18 protein-coding genes are annotated in these 23,051 nt (G+C 69.8%); 12 read left to right on the top strand and 6 right to left on the bottom strand.

What is annotated here, in order from left to right; genetic code table 11:
* Positions 1–326: 326 nt before the first annotated feature.
* The 4 genes from IEY95_RS45205 to IEY95_RS45190 all read left to right on the top strand — a co-directional run bounded on the left by IEY95_RS45205 (position 327) and on the right by IEY95_RS45190 (position 4,372).
* A complete protein-coding gene (locus IEY95_RS45205; protein ID WP_189192137.1) occupies positions 327–818 on the top strand; it encodes a cysteine dioxygenase in 492 nt (163 codons plus the stop codon).
* 63 nt (positions 819–881) lie between these two features.
* Positions 882–1,841 carry a 2-phospho-L-lactate transferase gene (gene cofD / locus IEY95_RS45200; protein WP_189192136.1) on the top strand — a complete coding sequence of 320 codons (960 nt, stop codon included), beginning with the start codon at positions 882–884 and terminating at the stop codon, positions 1,839–1,841.
* Positions 1,838–3,181 (top strand): coenzyme F420-0:L-glutamate ligase, encoded by a 1,344-nt coding sequence (locus IEY95_RS45195; protein WP_189192135.1) that lies wholly within the window; start codon positions 1,838–1,840, stop codon positions 3,179–3,181. The genes cofD and IEY95_RS45195 overlap by 4 nt, the downstream gene beginning before the upstream one ends.
* 186 nt (positions 3,182–3,367) lie before the next feature.
* Positions 3,368–4,372, top strand: a complete 1,005-nt coding sequence (locus tag IEY95_RS45190; protein WP_189192134.1) for a DNA-3-methyladenine glycosylase family protein — start codon at positions 3,368–3,370, stop codon at positions 4,370–4,372.
* Between the two features lie 121 nt (positions 4,373–4,493).
* Here IEY95_RS45190 and manB read toward each other — a convergent pair whose 3' ends face one another.
* Positions 4,494–5,576 (bottom strand): mannose-1-phosphate guanylyltransferase, encoded by a 1,083-nt coding sequence (gene manB / locus IEY95_RS45185; RefSeq protein ID WP_189192133.1) that lies wholly within the window; start codon positions 5,574–5,576, stop codon positions 4,494–4,496.
* Between the two features lie 160 nt (positions 5,577–5,736).
* Positions 5,737–7,383 (bottom strand): peptidoglycan recognition protein family protein, encoded by a 1,647-nt coding sequence (locus IEY95_RS45180; RefSeq protein ID WP_189192132.1) that lies wholly within the window; start codon positions 7,381–7,383, stop codon positions 5,737–5,739.
* 128 nt (positions 7,384–7,511) lie between these two features.
* Between IEY95_RS45180 and IEY95_RS45175 the strand changes: the two genes are divergently transcribed.
* The 4 genes from IEY95_RS45175 (at position 7,512) to IEY95_RS45160 (ending at position 13,781) form a co-directional block, all read left to right on the top strand.
* The gene (locus IEY95_RS45175; RefSeq protein ID WP_189192131.1) at positions 7,512–8,267 is read left to right on the top strand and encodes a TIGR03089 family protein; all 756 of its coding nucleotides are present in this window, start codon (positions 7,512–7,514) and stop codon (positions 8,265–8,267) included.
* Positions 8,268–8,643: 376 nt separating this feature from the next.
* Positions 8,644–9,921 carry an LCP family protein gene (locus IEY95_RS45170; protein ID WP_189192130.1) on the top strand — a complete coding sequence of 426 codons (1,278 nt, stop codon included), beginning with the start codon at positions 8,644–8,646 and terminating at the stop codon, positions 9,919–9,921.
* Positions 9,922–10,167: 246 nt separating this feature from the next.
* Positions 10,168–11,901, top strand: a complete 1,734-nt coding sequence (locus IEY95_RS45165; protein WP_189192129.1) for an LCP family protein — start codon at positions 10,168–10,170, stop codon at positions 11,899–11,901.
* Positions 11,902–12,026: 125 nt separating this feature from the next.
* A complete protein-coding gene (locus IEY95_RS45160; RefSeq protein ID WP_189192128.1) occupies positions 12,027–13,781 on the top strand; it encodes an LCP family protein in 1,755 nt (584 codons plus the stop codon).
* A gap of 78 nt (positions 13,782–13,859) precedes the next feature.
* Here IEY95_RS45160 and IEY95_RS45155 read toward each other — a convergent pair whose 3' ends face one another.
* The gene (locus IEY95_RS45155) at positions 13,860–14,888 is read right to left on the bottom strand and encodes a glycosyltransferase family 2 protein (RefSeq protein WP_189192127.1); all 1,029 of its coding nucleotides are present in this window, start codon (positions 14,886–14,888) and stop codon (positions 13,860–13,862) included.
* A gap of 126 nt (positions 14,889–15,014) precedes the next feature.
* Here IEY95_RS45155 and IEY95_RS45150 point away from each other — a divergent pair, with 126 nt between their 5' ends.
* Positions 15,015–16,496 (top strand): LCP family protein, encoded by a 1,482-nt coding sequence (locus IEY95_RS45150; RefSeq protein ID WP_229703802.1) that lies wholly within the window; start codon positions 15,015–15,017, stop codon positions 16,494–16,496.
* Between the two features lie 34 nt (positions 16,497–16,530).
* Here IEY95_RS45150 and IEY95_RS45145 read toward each other — a convergent pair whose 3' ends face one another.
* Entirely contained in the window at positions 16,531–17,079 is a 549-nt protein-coding gene (locus IEY95_RS45145) for an acyl-CoA thioesterase (RefSeq protein WP_189192126.1), read from the bottom strand.
* Between the two features lie 119 nt (positions 17,080–17,198).
* Here IEY95_RS45145 and IEY95_RS45140 point away from each other — a divergent pair, with 119 nt between their 5' ends.
* Positions 17,199–18,509, top strand: a complete 1,311-nt coding sequence (locus IEY95_RS45140) for an LCP family protein (protein WP_189192125.1) — start codon at positions 17,199–17,201, stop codon at positions 18,507–18,509.
* 98 nt (positions 18,510–18,607) lie between these two features.
* Here the strand turns inward: IEY95_RS45140 and IEY95_RS45135 are convergent, their stop codons facing one another.
* Positions 18,608–18,970: a four-helix bundle copper-binding protein gene (locus IEY95_RS45135; RefSeq protein WP_189192124.1), complete on the bottom strand. Its 363-nt coding sequence runs from the start codon at positions 18,968–18,970 to the stop codon at positions 18,608–18,610.
* 231 nt (positions 18,971–19,201) lie between these two features.
* Here IEY95_RS45135 and IEY95_RS45130 point away from each other — a divergent pair, with 231 nt between their 5' ends.
* Entirely contained in the window at positions 19,202–19,837 is a 636-nt protein-coding gene (locus IEY95_RS45130; protein ID WP_189192123.1) for an HAD family hydrolase, read from the top strand.
* A 112-nt stretch (positions 19,838–19,949) separates the two neighbouring features.
* Here the strand turns inward: IEY95_RS45130 and IEY95_RS45125 are convergent, their stop codons facing one another.
* A complete protein-coding gene (locus IEY95_RS45125) occupies positions 19,950–21,107 on the bottom strand; it encodes an acyl-CoA dehydrogenase (RefSeq protein ID WP_268240555.1) in 1,158 nt (385 codons plus the stop codon).
* Positions 21,108–21,322: 215 nt separating this feature from the next.
* Here IEY95_RS45125 and IEY95_RS45120 point away from each other — a divergent pair, with 215 nt between their 5' ends.
* Entirely contained in the window at positions 21,323–22,666 is a 1,344-nt protein-coding gene (locus IEY95_RS45120; protein WP_189192121.1) for a UDP-glucose dehydrogenase family protein, read from the top strand.
* Positions 22,667–23,051 lie beyond the last annotated feature (385 nt).

The following is a 23,051-nucleotide window of genomic DNA, read 5'->3' as shown; positions in this document are numbered from 1 at the left end:
GATGAACCGGATGAGGTGAAACATTGCCCACATACCGGACATGAAGTTGACAGCCGGGGTGTGAACCGATGTCCTTGTGGGCATGCTCGCGAACTTGGCACTCACCTCGACCCGCACCGCCGGGTCCCACGGTGCTGCCCGCGCTCGCTGTAGCTGTTGTTGCTGTTCCAGCTGTTGAGCCGTACCGCGCTCCGGCTGCCCTCCGCCCGCTGAGGCACCACTGAGGCACCCCACCGCCCCTATCCGGGCGGCTCCTCCCGCTCGTGACCCGGGCGGAACGACCTGCGACACCCCAGCACTCTCCCGCCGAGGAACCACCGCACCCCATGAACAGCGACAGCGACCTCCAGATCGCCGGCGACATCCTCGAAGTACCGCACCTCCTCCAGCCGCCGCGCGAGCACCCCGCCACCGTGGCCGAGTTCGTCGGCCTCGCCCGCTCCATCGCCGCCGACCGCTCCCAGTGGGAGCACCTCGTCCAGTACGACGCGACCTCGCGCTGGTACCACCGGCTGCGCACCGGGCCCGGCTACGAGGTGTGGCTCCTTTCCTGGGTGCCCGGACAGGGCAGCGGGCTGCACGACCACGGCCCCTCGTCCGGCGTACTGACGGTCCTCGGGGGCGAGTTGACGGAGCGGACCGAACGCGGCACGCGCGCGTTGGGCGCGGGTTCTCAGCGGGTCTTCGCGCCGGGCTACGTCCACGAAGTCGTCAACGACTCGCTCGAACCGGCCGTGAGCCTGCACGTCTACTACCCGGGTCTCACCGAGATGCCGATGCACGCGGCCCAGTGCGCCACGGCCGCCGTCACCGCCTGAGAACCGCCCGAGGTCTCGTAACCGCCTGACGCTTTGTCGTACCCGCCTGCAAGACTGAACCCCATGCGCATTGTGGTTCTGGCAGGCGGTATCGGTGGTGCCCGGTTCCTGCGTGGTCTCCAGCGGGCCGTGCCGAACGCGGACATCACGGTCATCGGCAACACCGGCGACGACATCCATCTCTTCGGGCTGAAGGTCTGCCCGGACCTCGACACGGTGATGTACACGCTCGGCGGCGGCATCAACGAGGAGCAGGGCTGGGGTCGGGCCGACGAGACCTTCCACCTCAAGGAGGAACTCGCGGCGTACGGGGTCGGACCCGAGTGGTTCGGGCTCGGCGACCGCGACTTCGCGACGCACATCGTGCGGACGCAGATGCTCGGCGCGGGCTATCCGCTCAGCGCCGTCACCGAGGCCCTGTGCGACCGGTGGAAGCCGGGCGTGCGCCTCATCCCCATGTCCGACGACCGCGTGGAGACCCATGTCGCCGTCGAGGTGGACGGCGAGCGCAAGGCCGTCCACTTCCAGGAGTACTGGGTGCGGCTGCGGGCCTCCGTGCCGGCCGAGGCCGTCGTGCCGGTCGGCGCCGAGCAGGCCAAGCCCGCGCCCGGGGTGCTCGAAGCCATCGCCGAGGCGGACGTCATCCTCTTCCCGCCGTCCAACCCCGTCGTGTCCGTCGGCACGATCCTCGCCGTGCCCGGCATTCGGGAGGCCATCGCCGACGCGGGGGTTCCCGTGGTCGGGCTCTCCCCCATCGTCGGGGACGCGCCCGTGCGCGGCATGGCCGACAAGGTGCTGGCCGCGGTGGGCGTCGAGTCCACGGCCGCGGCGGTCGCCGAGCACTACGGCTCCGGGCTCCTCGACGGCTGGCTTGTCGACACGGTGGACGCGTCCGCCGCGGAGCGCGTGGAGGCGGCCGGCATCCGGTGCCGGGCGGTGCCGCTGATGATGTCCGACCTCGAGGCGACGGCGCAGATGGCGCGTGAAGCGCTGAAGCTGGCGGAGGAGGTACGGACGTCTTGAGCAGAGCGCAGCCTCCGCAGGAGGGGCTTGGGAACGGCGGAGAGTCGACCGGCTATCGGGTCTGGGCTCTGGACGGGCTTCCCGAGGTCCGTCAGGGGGACGACCTCGCGAAGCTGATCGCCGCGGTCGAGCCCGGGCTCGTCGACGGGGACGTGCTCCTCGTCACCTCCAAGATCGTGTCCAAGGCGGAGGGGCGGATCGTCGAGGCCGTCGACCGTGAGTCCGCCATCGACGCCGAGACCGTACGGGTCGTGGCGCGGCGCGGGGCCCTGCGGATCGTCGAGAACCGGCAGGGGCTCGTGATGGCCGCCGCCGGGGTCGACGCCTCCAACACCCCCGCCGGGACCGTCCTCCTGCTCCCCGAGGACCCCGACGCCTCGGCGCGGGCCATCCGGGACGGGCTGCGCGACACTCTCGGCGTGACCGTCGGTGTCGTCGTCACCGACACCTTCGGGCGACCGTGGCGCACCGGGCTCACCGATGTCGCCATCGGCGTCGCGGGCGTACGCGTGCTCGACGATCTGCGGGGCGGCACGGACGCGTACGGCAATCCGCTGAGCGCGACCGTCGTCGCCACCGCCGACGAGCTCGCCTCCGCCGGCGACCTGGTCAAGGGCAAGGCCTCCGGGCTGCCCGTCGCCGTCGTGCGCGGACTGCCGCACATGGTGGCCGAGGACGACGGCGAGGGGGCGCGGGCGATGGTGCGCGGCGCGCGCGACGACATGTTCCGCCTCGGCACGTCGGAGGCCGTACGGGAGGCGGTGACCCAGCGACGTACCGTACGGGCCTTCACCAACGAGCCCGTCGACCCCGGTGCCGTACGGCGCGCGGTCGCCGCGGCCGTGACCGCTCCGGCGCCGCATCACACCACTCCCTGGCGGTTCGTCCTCCTGGAGTCCGAGGAGTCCCGGACACGGCTGCTCGACGCCATGCGGGACGCTTGGATCGCCGATCTGCGGGGCGACGGGAAGAGCGAGGAGTCCATCGCCAAGCGAGTACGACGGGGAGACGTGCTGCGCAACGCGCCGTACCTCGTGGTGCCGTGCCTCGTGATGGACGGGTCCCACACGTACGGGGACGCACGACGGGACGGCGCCGAGCGCGAGATGTTCGTGGTCGCCGCCGGGGCGGGTGTGCAGAACTTCCTGGTCGCGCTGGCCGGGGAGCGGCTCGGGTCCGCGTGGGTGTCGTCGACGATGTTCTGCCGCGATGTCGTACGGGAGGTGCTGGGGCTGCCGGAGGAGTGGGATCCGATGGGGGCCGTGGCCGTGGGGCACGCGGCCGAGGAGCCGAGGGCTCGGCCGGAGCGGGATGCGGGAGCGTTCATCGAGGTGCGTTGAGGCGGCGCCGCGCGGGAGGGCGGCTGAGGTGGGAACCCTTGCGGAGCGCCTCGCGGGGCGCTGCTGTCTTGTGCGGGGCGCCGCACAGTGCGTTGTGCGCTGCCTTGTGTGTGGCGACTCGTGCGTGTCGGGTGAGTGGAGTGCCTACTCTCGTAGGGCATCCCTGGCGCCTCTAGGAGCTCATTCATGGCTGGACGTTTCGCTCCTCGGCCGACGCGTACGACCGTGCGCGGCGGGCATGTCGTCGTGCCTGGTGGTGGGGTGCCCCGGCAGGCGCCCGTGGCCGGGCGCACTCGTACATGGACGCCCTCGGGGCCGCTCGACCTCGGGCTCGTGCTCGGGCCGCTACGGCGCGGGCCCGGCGATCCGACGTTCCGCGCGACGCCGGACGGCGCCGTGTGGCGGACCAGCCGTACGCCCGCCGGGCCCGGGATCCTGCGGGTCGTGCTGCGGGCCGGGGTGGCTCGGGGCGAGGCGTGGGGGCCGGGGGCCGAGTGGCTACTCCATCAGCTTCCCGAACTGCTCGGGGCGTCCGACGATCCCGACGCCTTCGAACCGCGGCACCGACTTGTCGCTCACACCCGGCATCGGCGGCCGGGGTTGCGGCTGACCCGGACCGGGCTCGTGCTGGAGTCGCTGATTCCGTCGGTGCTGGAGCAGAAGGTCACCACGGATGAGGCGTATCGGGCGTGGCGGTTGCTCGTACGGAAGTACGGGGAACCGGCGCCTGGACCCGCTCCGGATCGGATGTACGTCATGCCGGCGCCGCGGACGTGGGCGTTGATCCCGTCCTGGGAGTGGCATCGGGCCGGGGTCGACAACAAGCGGGCTTCGACGATTCTTCGGGCCGTGCGGGTTGCCGCGCGGCTCGAGGAGGCGGTGGGGCTCGATCCCGTGCGGGCACAGGCTCGGCTCGAGGTGGTGTCCGGGATCGGGCCCTGGACCTCTGCGGAGGTTGTGCAGCGCAGTCATGGGGCGGCGGATTCGGTGACCGTGGGGGATCTTCATCTGCCCGGCATCGTGGGGTACGCCCTGGCCGGGGACCGGGATGCGGATGACGCGGTGATGCTTTCGCTGCTGGAGCCGTATGCGGGGCAGCGGCATCGGGCGGCTCGGTTGATTCTGCTGTCCGGGCGCACGCCACCGCGGCGGGTGCCGAAGATGCCTCGGGGGGATATCGGGCGGCTGTAGCCGGGCTGTTGCGTCGGGCCGAGGCCCGAGCGGTTTTCGCCCCCTCCGCCCCTGCCCTCCCCCAAGACTGCCGGCCGGGGCTGACTTCTCAGCCCCGGCGACAGTCGCCGCGCAGCCTCACCTACTGGTCCGAAGAGAAGCGGATCGCGCCGCCGGGGATGCGGGCGTCGCACCACACACGTACACCGGCGCGGAGTTCGTTGTCGGGGCCGATCGTCGCGCCGTCTCCGATGACCGCGCCGGTGAGGATGGAACGCTCGCCGATGCGGGCACGGGCGCCGACGAGGGAGTCGGTGACGACGGCGCCGGGTTCGACGACGGCGCCCTTGAGGATCGTGCTGCCCGAGATGCGGGCGCCCTCGCCCACGAAGGCGCCCTCGCCGACCACCGTGCCGCCGGTGAGTTTGGCGTCCGGGGCGACCGTGGCGGTGGGCAGGATCAGGCGGTCGCCGCAGCGGCCGGGGACGGCCGGGGAGGGGACACGGCCGAGGACGAGGTCCGCGGAGCCGCGCACGAAGGCCTGAGGGGTGCCCAGGTCCAGCCAGTAGGTGGAGTCCACCATGCCCTGAAGATGGGCGCCGGTGGCGAGCAGGTCGGGGAAGGTCTCGCGTTCCACCGAGACCGGGCGGCCCTCGGGGATCGTGTCGATGACCGCGCGGCGGAAGACGTACGCGCCCGCGTTGATCTGGTCGGTGACGATCTCCTCGGGGGTCTGGGGCTTCTCCAGGAAGGCCGTGACGCGGCCGGTCGCGTCCGTGGGGACCAGGCCGAACGCGCGCGGGTCCTCGACACGCGTGAGGTGGAGGGAGACGTCCGCGCCCGTCGTCTCGTGGGTCGCCACCAGCGCCCGGATGTCCAGGCCGGTGAGAATGTCGCCGTTGAAGATCAGTACCGGATCGTCCGCGCCCGAGTGGAGTCGCGACGCCACATTGCGGATCGCGCCGCCCGTGCCGAGGGGTTCCTCCTCGGTGACGTATTCGATGTGGAGGCCCAGCGAGGAGCCGTCGCCGAAGTAGGGCTCGAAGACCTCGGCCAGGTAGGAGGTCGCCAGGACGATGTGCTCTACGCCCGCCGCCCTCGCTCGCGCCAGCTGGTGGGTGAGGAACGGGACCCCGGCCGCCGGGACCATGGGCTTGGGAGTGTGCACCGTGAGGGGGCGCAGCCGGGTGCCTCTGCCGCCGACCAGGAGGATCGCTTCTGTCACCTGTCGTCTCTGCTTCCTGCCGGGACCGGCCGAACTGTGTTTCGGCCGGCCAGTGTATGCAGACCGTTCGATGGCGCCTTCGATGGCCGTGCGATGTCCCTCGATGGCCCTCGGTCGACTTCAGGTGATCTCTGCTGTCCCCGGTCGGATCCACCCGCCCCTACCTGCCCTGGTAGCGGGCCGCCTCCCGACGGGCCGTGCCGAGCTTGCCGTACAGGCGCTTTCCTGGGCACTCCGTGGAGTACCCGTCCCGATGACCGGAGATCACATTCAGTCGTACGTTCTTTCCTTTTCGGTAGAGATTGCCACCGGCGGACTTCAGGTATGTCTTGCCACGCGGATTGGCTCCGTAGAGGCCGAGTTTCCATGCGGTGAGCCGCGCGATGGCTGTGAGTGCGGCGCCGGACGGCTTCGTCTTGCCGAAGCTGCCGAGGACGGCGATCCCCATGCTGTTGCTGTTGAAACCGAGGGTGTGGGCGCCCTTGACGGGCTTCGCCACACCACCGGCGCGGCCTTCGTAGATGTTTCCGCACTTGTCGACGAGGAAGTTGTAGCCGATGTCGCGCCAGCCGCTGCTCACCACGTGGTAGCGGTAGATACTGCGGATGACCGAAGGGGCTTGCGAGCAGCTGTATTTGTTGCCCGACGCCGTGTGGTGCACGAAGGCCGCCTTGACCTTCTTCGTGTAGACGAAGCCGTGTTCGCGCAGGCTCTCGTTCGCGCCCCAACCGTGGCGCGTGATGATGCGTGGACGTGGGCCGATGTACGGCTTCGCGCGCTCGTCGCCCCCGTGCGCGGTGACGAATTCGCGTTCCGTCTCCTGCTGGGAGAGCGCGGGGATCTCCCTCGCACCGAGGGGCGCGAGATCGGCGTTGGCGGAGGACGCGGCGGTGTCCTCGGCGGACAGTGCGCCGGCGTGCGGTTCGTCCTCGGGAGCGTCCCTGTCGTCCCTGGGCGCGTTCGCGAGCGGGTCGTCTACGGAAGTCTCCGCGATCGGGGTTTCCACGGTCGGGGTGCCCGCGGTCGAGGTGCCCGCGGTCGGGGTACCCGCGGTCGAGGTGCCCGCGGTCGAGGTGCCCGCAAAGACGTCCGTGATCAGGGAGCCCGCGGCAGCGACCGCGGACGACACGGCCATGGAAGCAACCGCGGGCAGATCGCCCACGGGCGTGACCGGGCTCGGATCCGCCGGCGGCACACCCGCGCGTGCGCTGCCCGTCGGTGCGCTCCCGCGTACGCCGCTCATCCGCACGCCCTCACGCGGGGAATCCGCGCCGGGATCGACGAGTTCGAGGTGGAGCCCCCTGGGGAGCGGCGAGTCGCCGGGGGCCGTCGCCCGTGCGTCGCCCTCGGCCTTGACGCGCACCTCGACGCCGTCCGAGTTCCCCACCCACAGCGGCGCCGTGGAGCCGTGCACCCGGCCCGATTCGCCCTCGGCTGTGTCCGGGTCGGCCGCGTGCTCGCGATTGTGCGTCTCGACGTCCTGCCAGTGGGACCAGTGGCCGGTCCCGACCGCACGGGTGCGGACCTGGACACGGCCGTGCAGCTCTCTGCTCGGGTTGTCCCAGATGACACCGACGAGCGAGAACGGCCGTACGTCGCGTGGGGTGAGCCCCTGTTCGGGCGCGTCGGGGCCGAGGGCGCGCTCGTCGCCGAGCGGGGCGAGCAGCAGGGACTGGGTACTGCCCGGGACGGCCGGTTCGGACATCGTCGCCAATGGCTCGGCCTGAGCCGGTGTGGGCAGGGCCAACGGAAGGGCGAGTGCGGCCGCGCAGGTGACGCCGACCGAGGAAGCGAGAAATCCATGCATGCCCCCGATCGTGGACATATCCATACATATATGTCTATCGGGGATTTGACGGGCTGTCGGGCACGCTCGTCCGAACCGGTGGCGCGGGCAGACCGCCCCGCACGGCGCCCACGCGTACGCTTGCGCGCGTGAATGCCACCGACCGCACCCCTGCCGACCTGCTGCGATCCGCGCTCGCCGCGGACCCCGCGCGCCCCCTGGTGACCTTCTACGACGACGCCACGGGCGAGCGGGTCGAATTGTCCGTGGCCACCTTCGCCAATTGGGTGGCCAAGACCGCCAATCTGCTCCAGGGCGAGCTGTCCGCCGAGCCCGGCGAACGGGTCGCGTTGCTGCTGCCCGCTCACTGGCAGACGGCGGTGTGGCTGCTCGCGTGTTCCTCGGTCGGCGTCGTCGCGGATGTCGGGGGCGACCCGGGCGCGGCGGACCACGTCGTCGCCGGGCCCGGTCAGTTCGAGGCCGGGCTCGCCTGCTCCGGGGAGCGCGTCGCCCTCTCGCTCGCGCCGCTGGGGCGTCGCTTCCCGACGCCGCCCGCCGGGTACGCCGACTACGCCGTCGAGGTGCCGTCCCAGGGAGACCACTTCATGCCGTACGGGCCGGTGGACCCGGAGGCGCCCGCGCTGATCGTCGCCGGGGCCGAATACACGAGCGCGGAGGTCGTCGAAATGGCCCGCTCGGAGGCGCCCGCGCTCGACCTGACCGGGCCGGGCTCACGGATTCTGTCGGCGCTTCCGTACGACACGTGGGAAGGGCTCAGCGCCGGGTTGTACGCACCGCTCGCGACCGGAGGGTCCGTGGTGCTGTGCCGCCATCTGGAGCAGCTCGGCGAGGACGCGGTCGCCAAGCGGATCGAGAGTGAGCGGGTGACGGCTACGGCTCGCTGACGCTCGCGGGAGCGTTGGCGAGCAGGTCCCCTGCGCCGGGGGCGCCGTCGAGGTGGGGCGCCGTCGAGATGGGGCACCCTCGAGGTGGGTGTTGCCGGCGCTCACGGGGGCTGCCCCTTGGGCAGGGCCCCCTTGGAGGGGAGCCGCCCCAACGGCTCGATGGTCCGCAGCCGTGCACAGCTACCCCGTGGCAGCCCTACGCCCGCAACCGTGCACAGCTACGCCGTGGCGGCCGTATGCCCGCAGCTGCAGCGGCGACTCCCGCGGCATCCCCCATTCGGCCCATCACCGCCCGCCCCCCTCCCCCGCCCCGAGCCATGGTCGTAAGAGCACCGCAGCGCGACATGTTCGTACGCCATGAGGGGTGGATCCACTCGTGACCGACACCGCAGGCACGCCCCCCGGAGGCCCGGCGGGGCCGAGGCTGGGAGCGTCGCCCACCGGGGCCGGTCTCATACGCCGGCGACGGCGCTGGCTGCGCTACACGGCGGCAGGCGTCGCGGGCGTGGTGCTCGGCGTCGTGGGGGTGGGCTGGGCGGCGTACGAGAAGCTGAGCGGGAACATCACGTCGGACGAGCGCGCCGCCGCCGAGCTGGCCGAGTACGAGAAGGAGCGGCCCACCTCGCTGGTGCGCGACGCGCAGAACATCCTGCTGATCGGATCGGACTCGCGCGCGGGGGACGGGAACCGGAAATACGGGCGGGACTCCGGGACCGAGCGGTCCGACACCACGATCCTGCTGCACCTCGCGGCGGACCGGCGCAGCGCGACCGCTGTCTCGCTGCCCCGCGACCTGATGGTGAACGTGCCGAGCTGCCGGCGCCCGGACGGCACACGCACCCGGCCGACGTTCGCGATGCTCAACTCCGCCTTCGAGACGGGCGGTTCGGCCTGCACGATCCGGACCGTCGAGAAGCTCACGAACATCCGCGTCGACCACCACATGGTCGTCGACTTCCATGGCTTCAAGGGCATGGTCGATGCCGTGGACGGCGTCGAGGTGTGCCTGAAGGAACCCATCAACGACAAGGCCGCCAAGCTGAAGCTGCCCGCGGGCAGGGTCATGCTCAACGGCGAGCAGGCCCTCGGCTACGTGCGCGCCCGCAAGAGCATCGGCAACGGCAGCGACACCGACCGGATGGACCGTCAGCAACGGTTTCTCGGCGCGCTTGTCAACAAGGTGCAGAGCAACAACGTCCTGCTCAACCCGACGAAGCTCTATCCCGTGCTCGACGCGGCCACCTCGTCGCTCACCACGGACCCGGATCTGGCGAGCCTGCACGGGCTGTACGACCTGGTGCGCGGCATGCGCGACATCCCCACGGAAGATGTGCAGTTCCTGACGGTGCCCCGGACGTCGTACGCCCACAACGCCAATCGCGACCAGCTCGTGGAGCCCGCGGCGACACAACTCTTCGCGCGGCTGCGTTCGGACGAGCCGGTGGCGGTCTCGAAGGACCTTCCCGAGGATTCCACTGCAAAACCGAAGGATTCCACCGTTAAGGGCACCTCCGAGTCCCCTTCGTACGGCTACGGAGAGGAGTCGCCCAGGGACGGAAAGTCGAGCGGAATACGGCTCGATCTCCTGGCTGACACCCCCGATCCGGCACCGACTTTCCGAGGGAGCACAGCGGCCGAGGACGCCTGCGAGTAAAGCGCACACCAAGGCGGGGAACTGCTGCGCTAAGAAGTCTCTGAGAAATGGGGCGGATTGCCCAGTTGTAGGGACGTTGAATTTGTCACGGCCGTCGCTCGACGCTGAACTGGGCGGATAGTGTGAGCGATCCGGTGCACCCGGCCACGAGGTCCGTCCTGGGGGTCGCGCACTGCTTGACCGAGACCCGAGCGCCTTTTGAGGGGGAAAGGCGCCGCGTGGCCCCGACGGAGGATTCAGACAACCGTGGACGCGCAAGGCCGTGGGCGGGCGGACAACATCGACCCCGCAGACCAGTGGGTGCTCAACCCGAACACCGGCGAATACGAACTGCGACTGACCCCTTCCGCACCGCAGTCGGGGGTGCCCAGGCCGCGAAGAGGCTCCGGTGCTTCCGCGGGAGCGCGTGCCCGCACCGCGCCGGGCCGGGACCGTGAGGCACCCGGCACCACCGGTGTGCCGGGACCGCGCCGGCGCCGCCCGGAACCGCCGGAGCCCGTTCCCGGGCGGCGGCGGGGGCGTACGAAGCCGAAGAAGTCGAAGGCGAAGAAGATACTGCTGTGGACCGGCGGCACCATGGCCTTCCTGCTGGTGGCCGTCTCGGCCGCCGGGTACGCCTACCTCAAGCACCTCGAGGGCAACGTCAATACGACGGACATCGGCAGCTCGGGCAAGAACGGCTTCAGCAAGGACGATGCCTTCAACATCCTGATCATCGGTACGGACAAGCGCACCGGTAAGGGCAACGAGGGCTACGGCGACAAGAACAGCGTCGGGCACGCCGACACCAACATCCTGCTGCACGTCTCCAAGGACCGGACGAACGCGACCGCGATGAGCATTCCGCGCGACCTGATCGTGAACGTCCCGAACTGCAAAGGGACGAAGCGGTCCGACGGCACCTACGACACCATCAAGGGCACGGAGAACGTCCGTTTCAACACCAGCCTCGGCCAGGCCGGGCGCAACCCGGGCTGCACGATGGACACGGTCAAGGCCGTCACCGGCATCACGGTCGACCACTTCATGATGGCCGACTTCAACGCGGTGAAGACACTGACCAGCGCGGTGGGCGGAGTCAATGTCTGTCTCGCCAAGGACGTCAACGACCCCGACTCGCACCTCAAGCTCTCGAAGGGCAAGCACACGATCGAGGGCGAGCAGGCGCTGGCCTTCGTGCGCACCCGGCACAGCTTCGGCAACCAGGGCGACCTGGACCGCATCAAGGTGCAGCAGCAGTTCATGGGCTCCCTGATGCGCAAGATGAGCTCCAGCGACACCCTCACCAGCCCCAGGAAGCTGATCAAGCTGGCCGAGGCCGCCACCAAGGCGCTGACCGTGGACACCGGCATCGGCAACGTCAGCACGCTCAAGGACATCGCCCTGGAGCTGAAGAAGGTGCCGCCGAAGAACATCACCTTCACCACGGTGCCGGTCATCGACAACCCCGCCGAGAAGGTCCACGCGACGGTCGTCGTCAACCCGACGACGTCCCAGGCGGTCTTCGACGCGATCAAGAACGACGTCTCCTTCACCGCGGTGAAGCAGAAGGAGAAGAAGGAGAAGGCCGCGGTGGCCGCCCGGCTCAAGGGCTCGCGTTCCGCCGCCTCCGAGATCCGCGTCGACATCTACAACGGCGGCGCCGCCGCCGGCTCCGCACAGGAAACTCTTAACTGGCTGCAGAATGATGAGGGCGTGCTCAAATCCAGCCAGCTCGGAAACGCTGACGAAACACTCAGCAAGACGACCCTGGAGTACTCTCCCGACCAGGCCGATCAGGCACGCAAACTGGCGGACCTCATGGGGCTGTCCGCTTCCGCGATGAAGCCTGGCACGAGCGAGAAGAACTCACAGGGTCTGCCCGCGATCGTGCTGACCCTGGGCAAGGACTTCAAGGGCGCCGGGGTGCCGATGAGCACTCCGACGAAGGCGCCGGACGTCGACAAGTCCACGGCGGACAAGACGGTGTGCGCCAGCTGATGACCTAACGGGTCCGTCAGACGTCTAACAGGGCGTGAGGTGCGTGCGGTTCGGACGCGCGAAGCGTCCGGTTCGGACGCGCGACGGACCCGTTTGTCAGGCGCAGGGTGGGGAGGGGCAGGGAGATGACGCAAAGCAGTGTGCGTGGGGAGGGAGCACGACCACGCGTCCGGCGGGCCGGCGATGCCGGTGGAGCCGGTGAACCGGGCTGGGACAACAGTCTGTACGACGAGAACGGCGATCCTGTTCACCGGATCGACGACGGTTCCGTTCGTACGGCCGGCGACGGCGTGCGTACGGCCGACGACACGATGCCGATCAAGCCGCAGGGCCAGGGCCGGCACGGCGGCGGCGGTGGGCGCCGGCACGGGGGCGGGGGGCGCCCGCGTCGCAGACGCCGCATACTGCGCTGGTCGGCGACGGTCCTGGCGGTCCTGATACTCGGCACCGCCGGTGCCGGTTATCTCTACTACCAGCACCTGAACGGCAACCTCAAAAAGAAGGACCTGAACATCGGCGACGAGAAGGACCGCGCCGCCGAGTCCAAGCCGAACGCGGCGGGTCAGACCCCGCTGAACATCCTGCTGATCGGTTCGGACGCCCGCGACTCCGAGGAGAACCAGAAACTCGGCGGCGCCAAGGACACGTTCAACACCGCGCCCCGCGCGGACGTCCAGATGCTGCTGCACGTCTCGGCGGACCGCAGCAACATGTCGGTGGTCAGCATGCCGCGCGACACGCTGCTGCAGATACCCAAGTGCACGGACCCGGACACGGGGAAGACGTACGCGGCGAGCACCTCGCTCACGATCACCAACGACTCGCTGGGCCGCGGCGGCCCCGGCTGCACGGTCGCCACCTGGGAGAAGCTCACCGACATCCACATCGACCACTTCATCATGGTCGACTTCGCGGGCGTGGTGTCCATGGCGGACGCCATCGGCGGCGTCCCGGTCTGCGTGGACGCCAACATCTACTCGCACACCTCCTCCGGCCACGGCTCCGGGCTGAAGCTCGAGGAGGGCACGACGTCCATCAAGGGCAAGCAGGCCCTGCAGTGGCTGCGGACGCGGTACGGCTTCGAGGACGACACCGACATCGCCCGGACCAAGGCCCAGCACCAGTACATGAACTCGATGGTCCGCCAGTTGCGGGAGAACGCCACGCTCAGCAGCCCCAACAAGCTGCGCAAGCTCGCCGAGACGGCCACCAGCGCGCTGACCGTCGACGACGGCCTCGGGTCGGTGACGAAGCTGTACGACCTGAGCAACGAGCTGAAGAAGGTCCCGAGCAAGCGGATCACCATGACGACGATGCCGTGGCAGTACTCGTCCACCAGCAGCGGCCGGGTGGTGCCCAAGCCCGGTGACGCGGCGAAGCTCTTCCGGCTGGTCCGCGAGGACATCGCGCTGGACGGCAAGGACAAGAAGAAGACCACCGCGGAGAAGACGTCGTCCGATCCGGCCGCCGCCGACGACAAGATCGGCGTGATCGTGCAGAACGGCACACGGACATCCACGCTGGCCCCGGTCGGCGGGCGCGCGAGCGAGGTGACCCAGCTGCTGGTCGGCAAGGGCTTCACCCGGACGACGGCCGATCAGACGACGGCGACCACCGAGGCCACGACGGTGATCCGCTACCCCAGCGCCGATCTGGAGGGCGACGCCCAGCGGGTCGCCAAGGCCCTCGGGATTCCGACGAGTGCGGTGGAGAAGTCGACGGACGTCTCCGGGGTCACGCTGGTCGTCGGCGCCGACTGGCGTCAGGGAACGACGTACAAGGCGCCCGCGAAGGACGACAAGACGCCGGAGTCGGCGGACGCCCTCAACGGCTCGGACACCTCGGCGTGCATGCACGTGGACCCGGACTACACCTGGTAGTCCGTCCGGACGAGTCCCTGTCGGACGAGTGGGGCCCCTCTCGAAGTCGAGAGGGGCCCCACTCATGTGCGTGGAGGCTCAGTCGGCGCTGAGCACCGCGGGACGCCGGGACGCGATGACCTTCTTGGCCAGCGCCTTCGGGCTGGTGAGGAAGCCGAAGCCCCACGACATGTGCATCGTGGCGAGGGCGACGGGGATCTGGAGGCGCGCCTTCAGCGGCAGCCCCTTGCCGGCGGGCAGTGAGCCGAGTGCGATGGCCGCGAGGTAGCCGCCGGGGATCAGGAATCCCCAGGGCGTCAGCGCCGCGCCCACGACCACGCCCGCCGCGATCGCGCAGACCGCGGTCGGGGGTGCGAGGTAGCGCAGGTTGATGGAGCCCTCGTGGTAGCGGGCGACGACGTGCCGCCAGCGCCCGTAGTTCTTGTACTGCTTGGCGAGCGCCTTGACGGAGGGCCGCGGCCGGTACGACACCCGCAGCTCGGGCGAGAACCAGATGAGCCCGCCGGCCTCCCGGATCCGGAAGTTCAGCTCCCAGTCCTGGGCGCGGATGAACTCCTCGTTGTAGCCGCCCTGCCGCTCCAGTGCTTCGCGCCGGAAGACACCGAGGTAGACGGTCTCGGCGGGCCCGGCCTCGCCGCCCGTGTGGAACGCGGCGTTCCCGACCCCGATCTTCGAGGTCATGGCGGCCGCGACCGCGTGCTCCCAGTCGTTCTCGCCCTCGGCGTGCATGATGCCGCCGACGTTCTGCGCGCCGGTCTCCTCCAGGAGGCGTACGGCGGTCGCGATGTAGTTCGGCGACAGCATGCCGTGCCCGTCGACGCGTACGACGACGGGGTGCCGGGACGCCTTGATCGCGGCGTTCAGCGCGGCGGGGGTGCGGCCTGTCGGGTTCGGGACGGTGTGCACGCGCGGGTCTTCGCGGACGAGCTCGGCGGCGATCTCGTCCGTACGGTCCGTGGAGGGACCGATGGCGATCACGACCTCCATCTCGCCGTCGTACTGCTGCGCCAGGATCGCTTGGACGGCCCCGCGCAGATGCCGCTCCTCGTCGAGGACGGGCATGATCACAGAAACGGCGGGGGGCTGCACGTCAGACTTCTCGCTCATCGGACGTCACGTTACCGCGAATGGGGGACACGGGCGCGCGCCGCCCGGCCTACGGCTCGGGCCGCAGATCGTATCGGCCTACGGTGCTCACGGATCCCCACGCCCGGCCTACGCGGAGGTGTCCCCTTGCCCAGCCCGCCCCGCTCCCCGGCGCGCCCTCAGCGCCACCCGCAGCCGTCCCGCTCGCGGCGGCCCCCCGTACGGCCGCCGGTACGGCGCAAGAAGCCGCGCTGGGCCATGCGGATGGTGACGACCATCTCCGTGGTGGTCCTCGCCTCGGCGGGCATCGGGCACGCGGTCGTCACCAGCCTGGACGCGGACATCGCCCGGGTCGACCCCTTCAAGGACATGAAGAACCGTCCCGAGGCCGGCCACGGCATGAACGTACTGCTGGTCGGCACCGACGGCCGGGACAAGATCACGGAGGCGGAGCGGCAGAAGTTCCGGCTGGGTGGCGCGCCCTGCCACTGCACCGACACGATCATGATCGTGCACATCTCGGAGAACCGGGAACGGGCCAGCATCGTCAGCCTGCCGCGCGACTCGTACGCGGAGACGCCCGCGCACACCGACGAGACCACCGGCACGCGGCACGGCGCCCACCCGATCAAGCTCAACGCGGCATACGCGGAGGGCGGCCCGAACCTGACCGTGCGCACCGTCGAGAACATGACCCACGTCAAGATCGACCACTATCTGGAGGTCGACTTCACCAGCTTCATGAAGACGGTGGACGTGCTCGGCGGCGTGGAGATCTGCACCACAACGCCCCTGAAGGACTCGTACAGCGGTCTCGATCTGGCGGCGGGCTCGCACCTGCTGGGCGGTGGGCAGGCGCTCCAGTACGTACGTGCCCGGCACGTCGACGGGGCCTCCGACCTCGGCCGGATGCAGCGCCAGCAGCGCTTCCTGGCGGCACTGGTCGAGCGGGCCACCTCGTCCGGGGTGCTGATGAACCCGCTGAAGTTCCGCGACGTGACCCGGGCCGTGCTCGGCTCGGTCCGCGCGGACCAGGGGTTCGGCACGGACGAGCTGCTGGACCTGGGGCGGGCCATGCGGAACTTCTCACCCTCCTCGTCCGAGTTCGCGACCGTGCCGATCGGGCAGATGGGATACGTCGTGAAGGGCATCGGTTCGACGCTGAAGTGGGACCCTGCCAAGTCGGCGAAGCTCTTCCAGGCCCTGCGCGACGACAAGCCGATCGCGGTACACGCGGTACACAAGGCGCGGCCCAGGTCCGTGAGCGTCGACGTGGCCCCGCAGCAGATCAAGGTCCAGGTCGAGAACGGGACGGGCACGGCAGGCCTCGGCAAGCGCATCGACGGTGCACTGGCCGCTGCCGGATTCCGTACGACGCGCCAACCCACCAGTGCGCCGGCCACGACCGTCCGGCGCACCGTCATCTCGTACGACCCCCGCTGGGACCGCTCGGCGAAGTCCCTCGCGGCCGCGCTGCCCGGCGCGGAGCTGCGCGAGGCCAAGGGCCGGGGCCCGCTGCTGAAGGTGACCGCCGGGGCGGACTTCAAGCAGGTCGAGCGAGTGCGGGTGGAGGATCCGCATCAGGGGGAGTTCGGGGCGGTGACGGGGGACCAGGTGGTGTGTCCGTAGGGCACCAAGCCTTGGCCCCGAGCGCTCCGAATGGTCAGTCGTCGAGACCTTCCGCCGCGCGCTTCTCGCGCAGGTCCATGATCGCGCGGCGGCGGGCCAGCCGGTGGGTGCGGCGGATCTGGGCCTCCTGGTAGCGGCGCTTGTCACGCTCGGTCTCCGGTATGACCGGCGGGACGCGACGGGGCTTGCCGTCGGCGTCGACGGCGGCGAAGACGAGATAGGCCGAGCCGACCTGCTGGGGTGGTGTGGACTCGTTCCAACGCTCGGCGAGGACGCGGACGCCGACTTCCATGGAGGTACGTCCGGTCCAGTTGACCTGAGACTTCACATGGACGAGGTCGCCTACGCGGACGGGTTCCAGGAAGACCATCTCGTCCATCGAGGCGGTGACGGCGGGCCCGCCGGAGTGGCGCCCGGCCACCGCGCCCGCCGCGTCGTCGACGAGCTTCATGATCACTCCACCGTGCACCGTTCCCAGAAGGTTGGTGTCGTTGTGGGTCATGATGTGGCTGAGGGTGGTCCGGGACGCGGAGGTCGGCTTGCCCGGAATATCGGATTCCGGGTTGGGGGCCTGGTCTGTCATGGCGTCCACCATATGCCGGGCCGCGCAAGGCCCGCTTTGCATCAGCTCTGCAACAGGCGTGACCCAGATCTCCCGACTCTCTTGTAAGACACACGGTGGGGCCCTGCACACTGGTCCGCATGAACGATTGGCCCGACGCGTGGTCCGACGACAACCGCAACAACGGCGGCAACCGCTACGGACGCGGCAGCGCAGGCGCACAGCCTGAGAGTGCCCGCGTGATGCGGCAGGTGCGGCGCGGGCCGACGACGCCCGGCCCGGGCGCGCCGCCGTACCGCGGGGTGCCCCGGCAGCCGACGTACGACGACGGTCGGGGGTACGACGACGGCTACGGCCCGGGCCAGGACTACGACAGCGGGTACAACACCGGCCAGGTCTACGGCGGTGGCGGCCGGGACGGCTTCGTACCGAACGACAACGACCCGGACCCGGACTACCAGGGCTACCGTCCGCGCCCGAACTGGCGCCGCCGGATCAAGTGGACCGCGATAACCCTGGTCACACTGCTGGTCGTGGTCTCCGTCGGCACGTACTTCTGGGCCGACTCCAAGCTCCACCGTGACGTGGATCTCTCCAAGGTCATCGACCGCCCCGAGACGGGCGAAGGCACGAACTACCTGATCGTCGGTTCCGACAGCCGCGCCGGCATGTCCGCCGAGGAGAAGAAGAAGCTGCACACCGGGTCCGCCGAGGGCAAGCGCACGGACTCGATGATGATCCTGCACACCGGGGACAACGGCCCCACGCTGATATCACTGCCGCGTGACTCGAACGTCACCATTCCCACGTTCCGCGGGTCCGAGTCCGGCAAGATCAAGGGCCCTCTGGGCACGAACAAGCTGAACGCGGCCTACGCGTTCGACGGCCCAACGCTTCTCGTGCGCACCATCGAGTACAACACCGGCCTCCACATCGACCACTACGTGGAGATAGGTTTCGGGGGCTTCGCGAAGATCGTCGACTCGGTCGGCGGGGTCGAGATGACCCTCGACCAGGGCTTCAAGGACAAGTACTCCGGCGCGGACTTCAAGAAGGGCAAGCAGACCCTCAACGGCGAGCAGGCCCTCGCGTTCGTCCGCACGCGGCACGCCTTCGCGGCCTCGGACCTCCAGCGCACCAAGAACCAGCAGAAGTTCCTGTCGGCGCTGGCTCACCAGGTCGCGACCCCCTCGACCGTCCTGAACCCCTTCAAGTTCTACCCGACCATGGGCGCGGGCCTCGACAGTCTCGTCGTCGACAAGGACATGAGCCTGTGGGACCTTGCCCAGATGTTCTGGGCGATGAAGGGCGTCACCGGCGGCGACGGCAAGTCCATGAACATGCCGATCTCCGGTTCATCGGGCGGCAACCTCGTCTGGGACAAGGCGAAGGTCAAGACGCTGGTGGACGAGCTGAAGAACGACGAGACGGTGACGGTGAGCGGCAACTGACGCCTGTCGCCTCCTGGAACACGACAACAGCCCCCGGAACTCTTCCGGGGGCTGTTGTCGTGCTGACCGCTCGACGGGGTCGGCCGGGTCGGGCAGAGTCACATCCTTGCGGCCGCCATCGTGCGACACATGTCCGCACAGCGGCGACAGGACTCGGCGCAGCGCATCATCTGGGGGTCGTCCGGCATGGACATGCACGCCTCGGCGCACATGTCGCACGCCTTGGCGCACAGAGCGCACATCTCGGCCGACATGGGTGACCTGCGCATCATCATGTCAGCGCACATGCGGGTCACCTCGGCGCAGTCCATGAGCGTGCGCATGATCTGCATCTGAGCCTGGCCGCCCATGTGCATGCACGAGCTCATGGTCTCCTCGCACATGGTGTGGCACGACATGCACGCCTCGACGCAGTCCTGCATCTCCTTGCTCATCGCGGTCATGGTTCCGGCCTGGGTCATGGCTCCTCCTCGGGGTGGTGGGGCCCGGGACGGGCCCCGTGTACGTGTCCTTCCGTGGTACGCCCCTCGGCCGCGCCGCGCCATCGAGCGGAGGTGAGCAATCCGCTCCCTCTGCCTCGCCGCCGAGGCGACAAAAGGACCCGAATCCCTCCGGGGGTCCGTGTCGCCGATACTCCGATCGGTGAGCCCCTGCCCGATGACCCGGTGCGGGCGGGTGTCAGGGTGTTCCCCATGACGCTCTCCCCGCAGCCGGCATCCGGCAGACCGCCCTTCGACGCGGTGCTCTGCGACATCGACAACGTGATCCGGATCTACGACCCGACCCCCGTGACCGCGCTGGAACGCGCCGCCGGACTGGCCGAGGGCACCGTCATGAAGGTGGCGTTCGCGCCGGAGACGGTTCTGCCGCTGCTGGTCGGCCGGATCACGCCGAGCGAATGGGCGGAGTCGGTCGCGGGCGGCCTGACCGGGCTCGTACCCGAGGTCACGGCCTTCGAGCTGGCCAACGCTCTTGTCGACTCCCCCTTCCACGCCGACGAGACGGTCGTGGCCCTGTTGCGCGGGGCCCGCGCCCGGAACATCCGCCTGATCCTCGTCTCCAACGCGTCCGTCCAACTGGAGGCGGACTTGGAGGTGTTGGGACTGACCGACCTCGCCGACGCCGTCGTCAGCAGCGCACGGGTCGGAATCGCCAAGCCCGACCCGCGCATCTTCGGCATCGCCGTCGAAGCGGCCGGCGTCCCCGCCGAACGGTGTCTGTTCGTGGACGACACCCTGGAGAACGTGGAGGCGGCGACCGCGCTCGGCATACGAGCGATCCACTTCCGCGAACCGGAGGACCTGCGGCGCGCGCTGGGCGGCGTGTGACCACGCCGGGCGCCGCGACCGGTGATCCGCGTCGTCATCCCGCCGTCAGGGGTGTGCAAGGGAAAGGGGCACTCCGGAGAGTGCCCCTCAAGTGCCCCGCCCGGGTGGTGAGTTACGGGAGGTTGCGGGCCATCACTATGCGCTGGACCTGGTTCGTGCCCTCGTAGATCTGGGTGATCTTGGCGTCGCGCATCATGCGCTCGACCGGGTAGTCGCGGGTGTAGCCGTAGCCGCCGAGGAGCTGGACCGCGTCCGTCGTGACCTCCATGGCCACGTCCGAGGCGAAGCACTTGGCCGCCGCGCCCTGGAAGGTGAGGTCGGCGTCACCGCGCTCGGACTTGGCCGCCGCCGCGTACGTCAGCTGGCGGGCCGCCTCGATCTTCATCGCCATGTCGGCGAGCATGAACTGGATGCCCTGGAAGTCGGCGATCGGCTTGCCGAACTGCTTGCGCTCCTGGACGTAGCCCTTGGCGTAGTCGAGGGCGCCCTGCGCGATGCCGAGGGCCTGGGCGGCGATCGTGATGCGGGTGTGGTCCAGGGTCTTCATCGCGGTGGCGAAGCCCGTGCCCTCCTCGCCGATCATGCGGTCCGCGGGGATGCGGACGTTGTCCAGGTAGACCTCGCGCGTCGGGCTGCCCTTGATGCCGAGCTTCTTCTCCGGGGCGCCGAAGGAGACACCCTCGTCCGACTTCTCGACGACGAACGCCGAGATGCCCTTCGAACGCTTCGTCGGGTCCGTCACGGCCATGACGGTGTAGTAATCGGAGACGCCCGCGTTCGTGATCCAGCGCTTCACGCCGTTCAGGACGTAGGAGTCGCCGTCGCGGACCGCCTTCGTCTTCATGCCCGCCGCGTCGGAGCCCGCGTCCGGCTCGGAGAGGCAGTACGAGAACATCCCGTCGCCCTTGGCCAGGGGCGTCATGTACTTCTTCTTCAGGTCCTCGGAGCCCGAGAGGATCACGGGGAGCGAACCCAGCTTGTTCACCGCGGGGATCAGGGAGGAGGACGCGCAGACCCGCGCCACCTCCTCGATCACGATCACCGTGGCCAGCGCGTCGGCGCCGGCGCCGCCGTACGTCTCCGGTACGTGCACCGCGTGCAGGTCGGAGGAGACCAGGGCGTCCAGGGCCTCCTGGGGGAAACGGGCTTCCTCGTCCACCTCAGCGGCGTACGGCGCGATTTTCGCCTCGGCCAGCGAGCGGATCGCGTCCCGGAGCATGTCGTGCTCCTCGGACGGGCGGTACAGGTCGAAATCAGCCGATCCGGCCAAGGTCTCTCACGCTCCAAGGATGCTGTGATGGTGGCGCTAACTACCGTTAAGTAACCCAAATTTTAGGGGTCCCCCCACCCCGAGTGATACGTGAGTTTGGCGACAGCGGGAAAAGCACGGGAAGGACACGGCGGGATCTGCCCCCTGAGGGGGCCCGGCAGGCCCCGACTATGCTCGGGCACCGCACCCACGGCCGTAAACCCCAGGAGCACCCCATGGCCCTCAAGATCACCGTGATCGGCACCGGCTACCTCGGCGCCACGCACGCCGCCGCCATGGCCGAGCTCGGTTTCGAGGTGCTGGGGCTCGATGTCGTCCCCGAAAAGATCGAGATGCTCCAGCGGGGCGAGGTTCCGATGTACGAGCCAGGGCTCGAGGAGCTGCTGAGCAGACATGTCGCGGGGATCGAGGGGTCCACCGGACGGCTTCGGTTCACCATGGACTGGGCCGAGGTCGGGGAATTCGGCGACGTCCACTTCGTCTGCGTGAATACGCCGCAGAAGCACGGCGAGTACGCCTGCGACATGTCGTACGTCGATGCGGCCTTCGAGTCGCTCGCGCCGCATCTGAAGGGGCCCGCCCTCGTCGTCGGCAAGTCCACCGTGCCCGTCGGCTCGGCGGACCGGCTGGCCAGGACGCTCGTCGAGCTGTCGCCCGCCGGCGAGGACGCCGAGCTGGCCTGGAACCCCGAGTTCCTGCGTGAGGGCTTCGCCGTGAACGACACGCTGCACCCCGACCGGATCGTCGTGGGCGTGCGCAGCGAGCGCGCCGAGAAGCTGCTGCGCGAGGTGTACACGACGCCGGTCGCCGAGGGCTCGCCCTTCGTGGTGACCGACTTCCCGACCGCCGAGTTGGTGAAGACCTCCGCGAACTCCTTCCTCGCCACCAAGATCTCCTTCATCAATGCCATGGCCGAGGTCTGCGAGGCAGCCGACGGCGATGTGGCCAAGCTGGCCGAGGCGATCGGGCACGACGAGCGGATCGGGAAGAAGTTCCTGCGGGCCGGGATCGGGTTCGGTGGCGGGTGTCTGCCCAAGGACATCCGTGCGTTCATGGCCCGTGCCGGTGAGCTCGGTGCCGACCAGGCGCTCACCTTCCTGCGGGAGATCGACTCCATCAACATGCGGCGCCGCGGCCAGATGGTGGAGATGGCGCGCGAGGCGCTCGGCGGCGGTTCCTTCCTCGGCAAGCGGGTCGCCGTGCTCGGCGCGACCTTCAAGCCGGACTCGGACGACGTACGGGACTCGCCGGCGCTGAACGTCGCCGGACAGATCCACCTCCAGGGCGGCCAGGTCACCGTCTACGACCCGAAGGGCATGGCGAACGCGCGGCGCCTGTTCCCGACGCTCGGGTACGCCGACTCCGCCGTCGAGGCCGTGCGCGGCGCCGACGTCGTACTGCACCTGACGGAGTGGCGCGAGTTCCGTGAACTGGACCCGGCGGTGCTCGGCGAGGCGGCCTCGTCCCGGGTGCTCCTGGACGGACGCAACGCCCTCGACCCCGAAGCGTGGCGCCGGGCCGGGTGGACCTACCGGGCGATGGGGCGACCCACCGCGTAGGCGCCGGCTTCACCAGACGCCGGCCCCACTACGCAGTCACCGGCCCCAGCGGCTCATCGGGCCGGTGACCGTCCCGCAACCCCGCGCTCCCACCGTCCCCGTCTCCGTCTCCGTCGCCGATCGGCGTCCCGTCACCGATCGGCCGACTCCAGGGGGCCGGATGGCGTACGGCCGGGCGTCCCCGGCTCGCCCGACTCCTCGTACCGCCCCACGCTGTCCCTGACGCCCCTTGTGTTCGAAGGTGCCCCTTCGGGAACGCGTAGCAGCGTGGTCCCGCCGACGGGAGGCGGTGACACACAGGTGAGCGACGGATCGCGTCGTTCGCGCCGAAGGCCGGACTCGCCCGGCGCGGGTTCCGGCGCGGGTCCTGTCGCGGGTTCCGGCG

This window comes from Streptomyces albiflavescens (assembly GCF_014645835.1).
GTDB lineage: Bacteria > Actinomycetota > Actinomycetes > Streptomycetales > Streptomycetaceae > Streptomyces > Streptomyces albiflavescens.
This window is presented reverse-complemented; position numbering and strand designations above follow the sequence as displayed.

Excerpts from the sequence above, each read along its gene's own strand:
- IEY95_RS45205 (WP_189192137.1), top strand. The coding sequence starts at position 327 with ATGAACAGCGACAGCGACCTCCAGATCGCCGGCGACATCCTCGAAGTA.
- IEY95_RS45130 (WP_189192123.1), top strand. The coding sequence starts at position 19,202 with ATGACGCTCTCCCCGCAGCCGGCATCCGGCAGACCGCCCTTCGACGCG.
- IEY95_RS45155 (WP_189192127.1), bottom strand. The coding sequence starts at position 14,888 with ATGAGCGAGAAGTCTGACGTGCAGCCCCCCGCCGTTTCTGTGATCATG.
- IEY95_RS45120 (WP_189192121.1), top strand. The coding sequence starts at position 21,323 with ATGGCCCTCAAGATCACCGTGATCGGCACCGGCTACCTCGGCGCCACG.
- IEY95_RS45180 (WP_189192132.1), bottom strand. The coding sequence starts at position 7,383 with ATGCATGGATTTCTCGCTTCCTCGGTCGGCGTCACCTGCGCGGCCGCA.
- IEY95_RS45140 (WP_189192125.1), top strand. The coding sequence starts at position 17,199 with ATGAACGATTGGCCCGACGCGTGGTCCGACGACAACCGCAACAACGGC.
- IEY95_RS45190 (WP_189192134.1), top strand. The coding sequence starts at position 3,368 with ATGGCTGGACGTTTCGCTCCTCGGCCGACGCGTACGACCGTGCGCGGC.
- IEY95_RS45145 (WP_189192126.1), bottom strand. The coding sequence starts at position 17,079 with ATGACAGACCAGGCCCCCAACCCGGAATCCGATATTCCGGGCAAGCCG.
- IEY95_RS45160 (WP_189192128.1), top strand. The coding sequence starts at position 12,027 with ATGACGCAAAGCAGTGTGCGTGGGGAGGGAGCACGACCACGCGTCCGG.
- cofD (WP_189192136.1), top strand. The coding sequence starts at position 882 with ATGCGCATTGTGGTTCTGGCAGGCGGTATCGGTGGTGCCCGGTTCCTG.
- IEY95_RS45135 (WP_189192124.1), bottom strand. The coding sequence starts at position 18,970 with ATGACCCAGGCCGGAACCATGACCGCGATGAGCAAGGAGATGCAGGAC.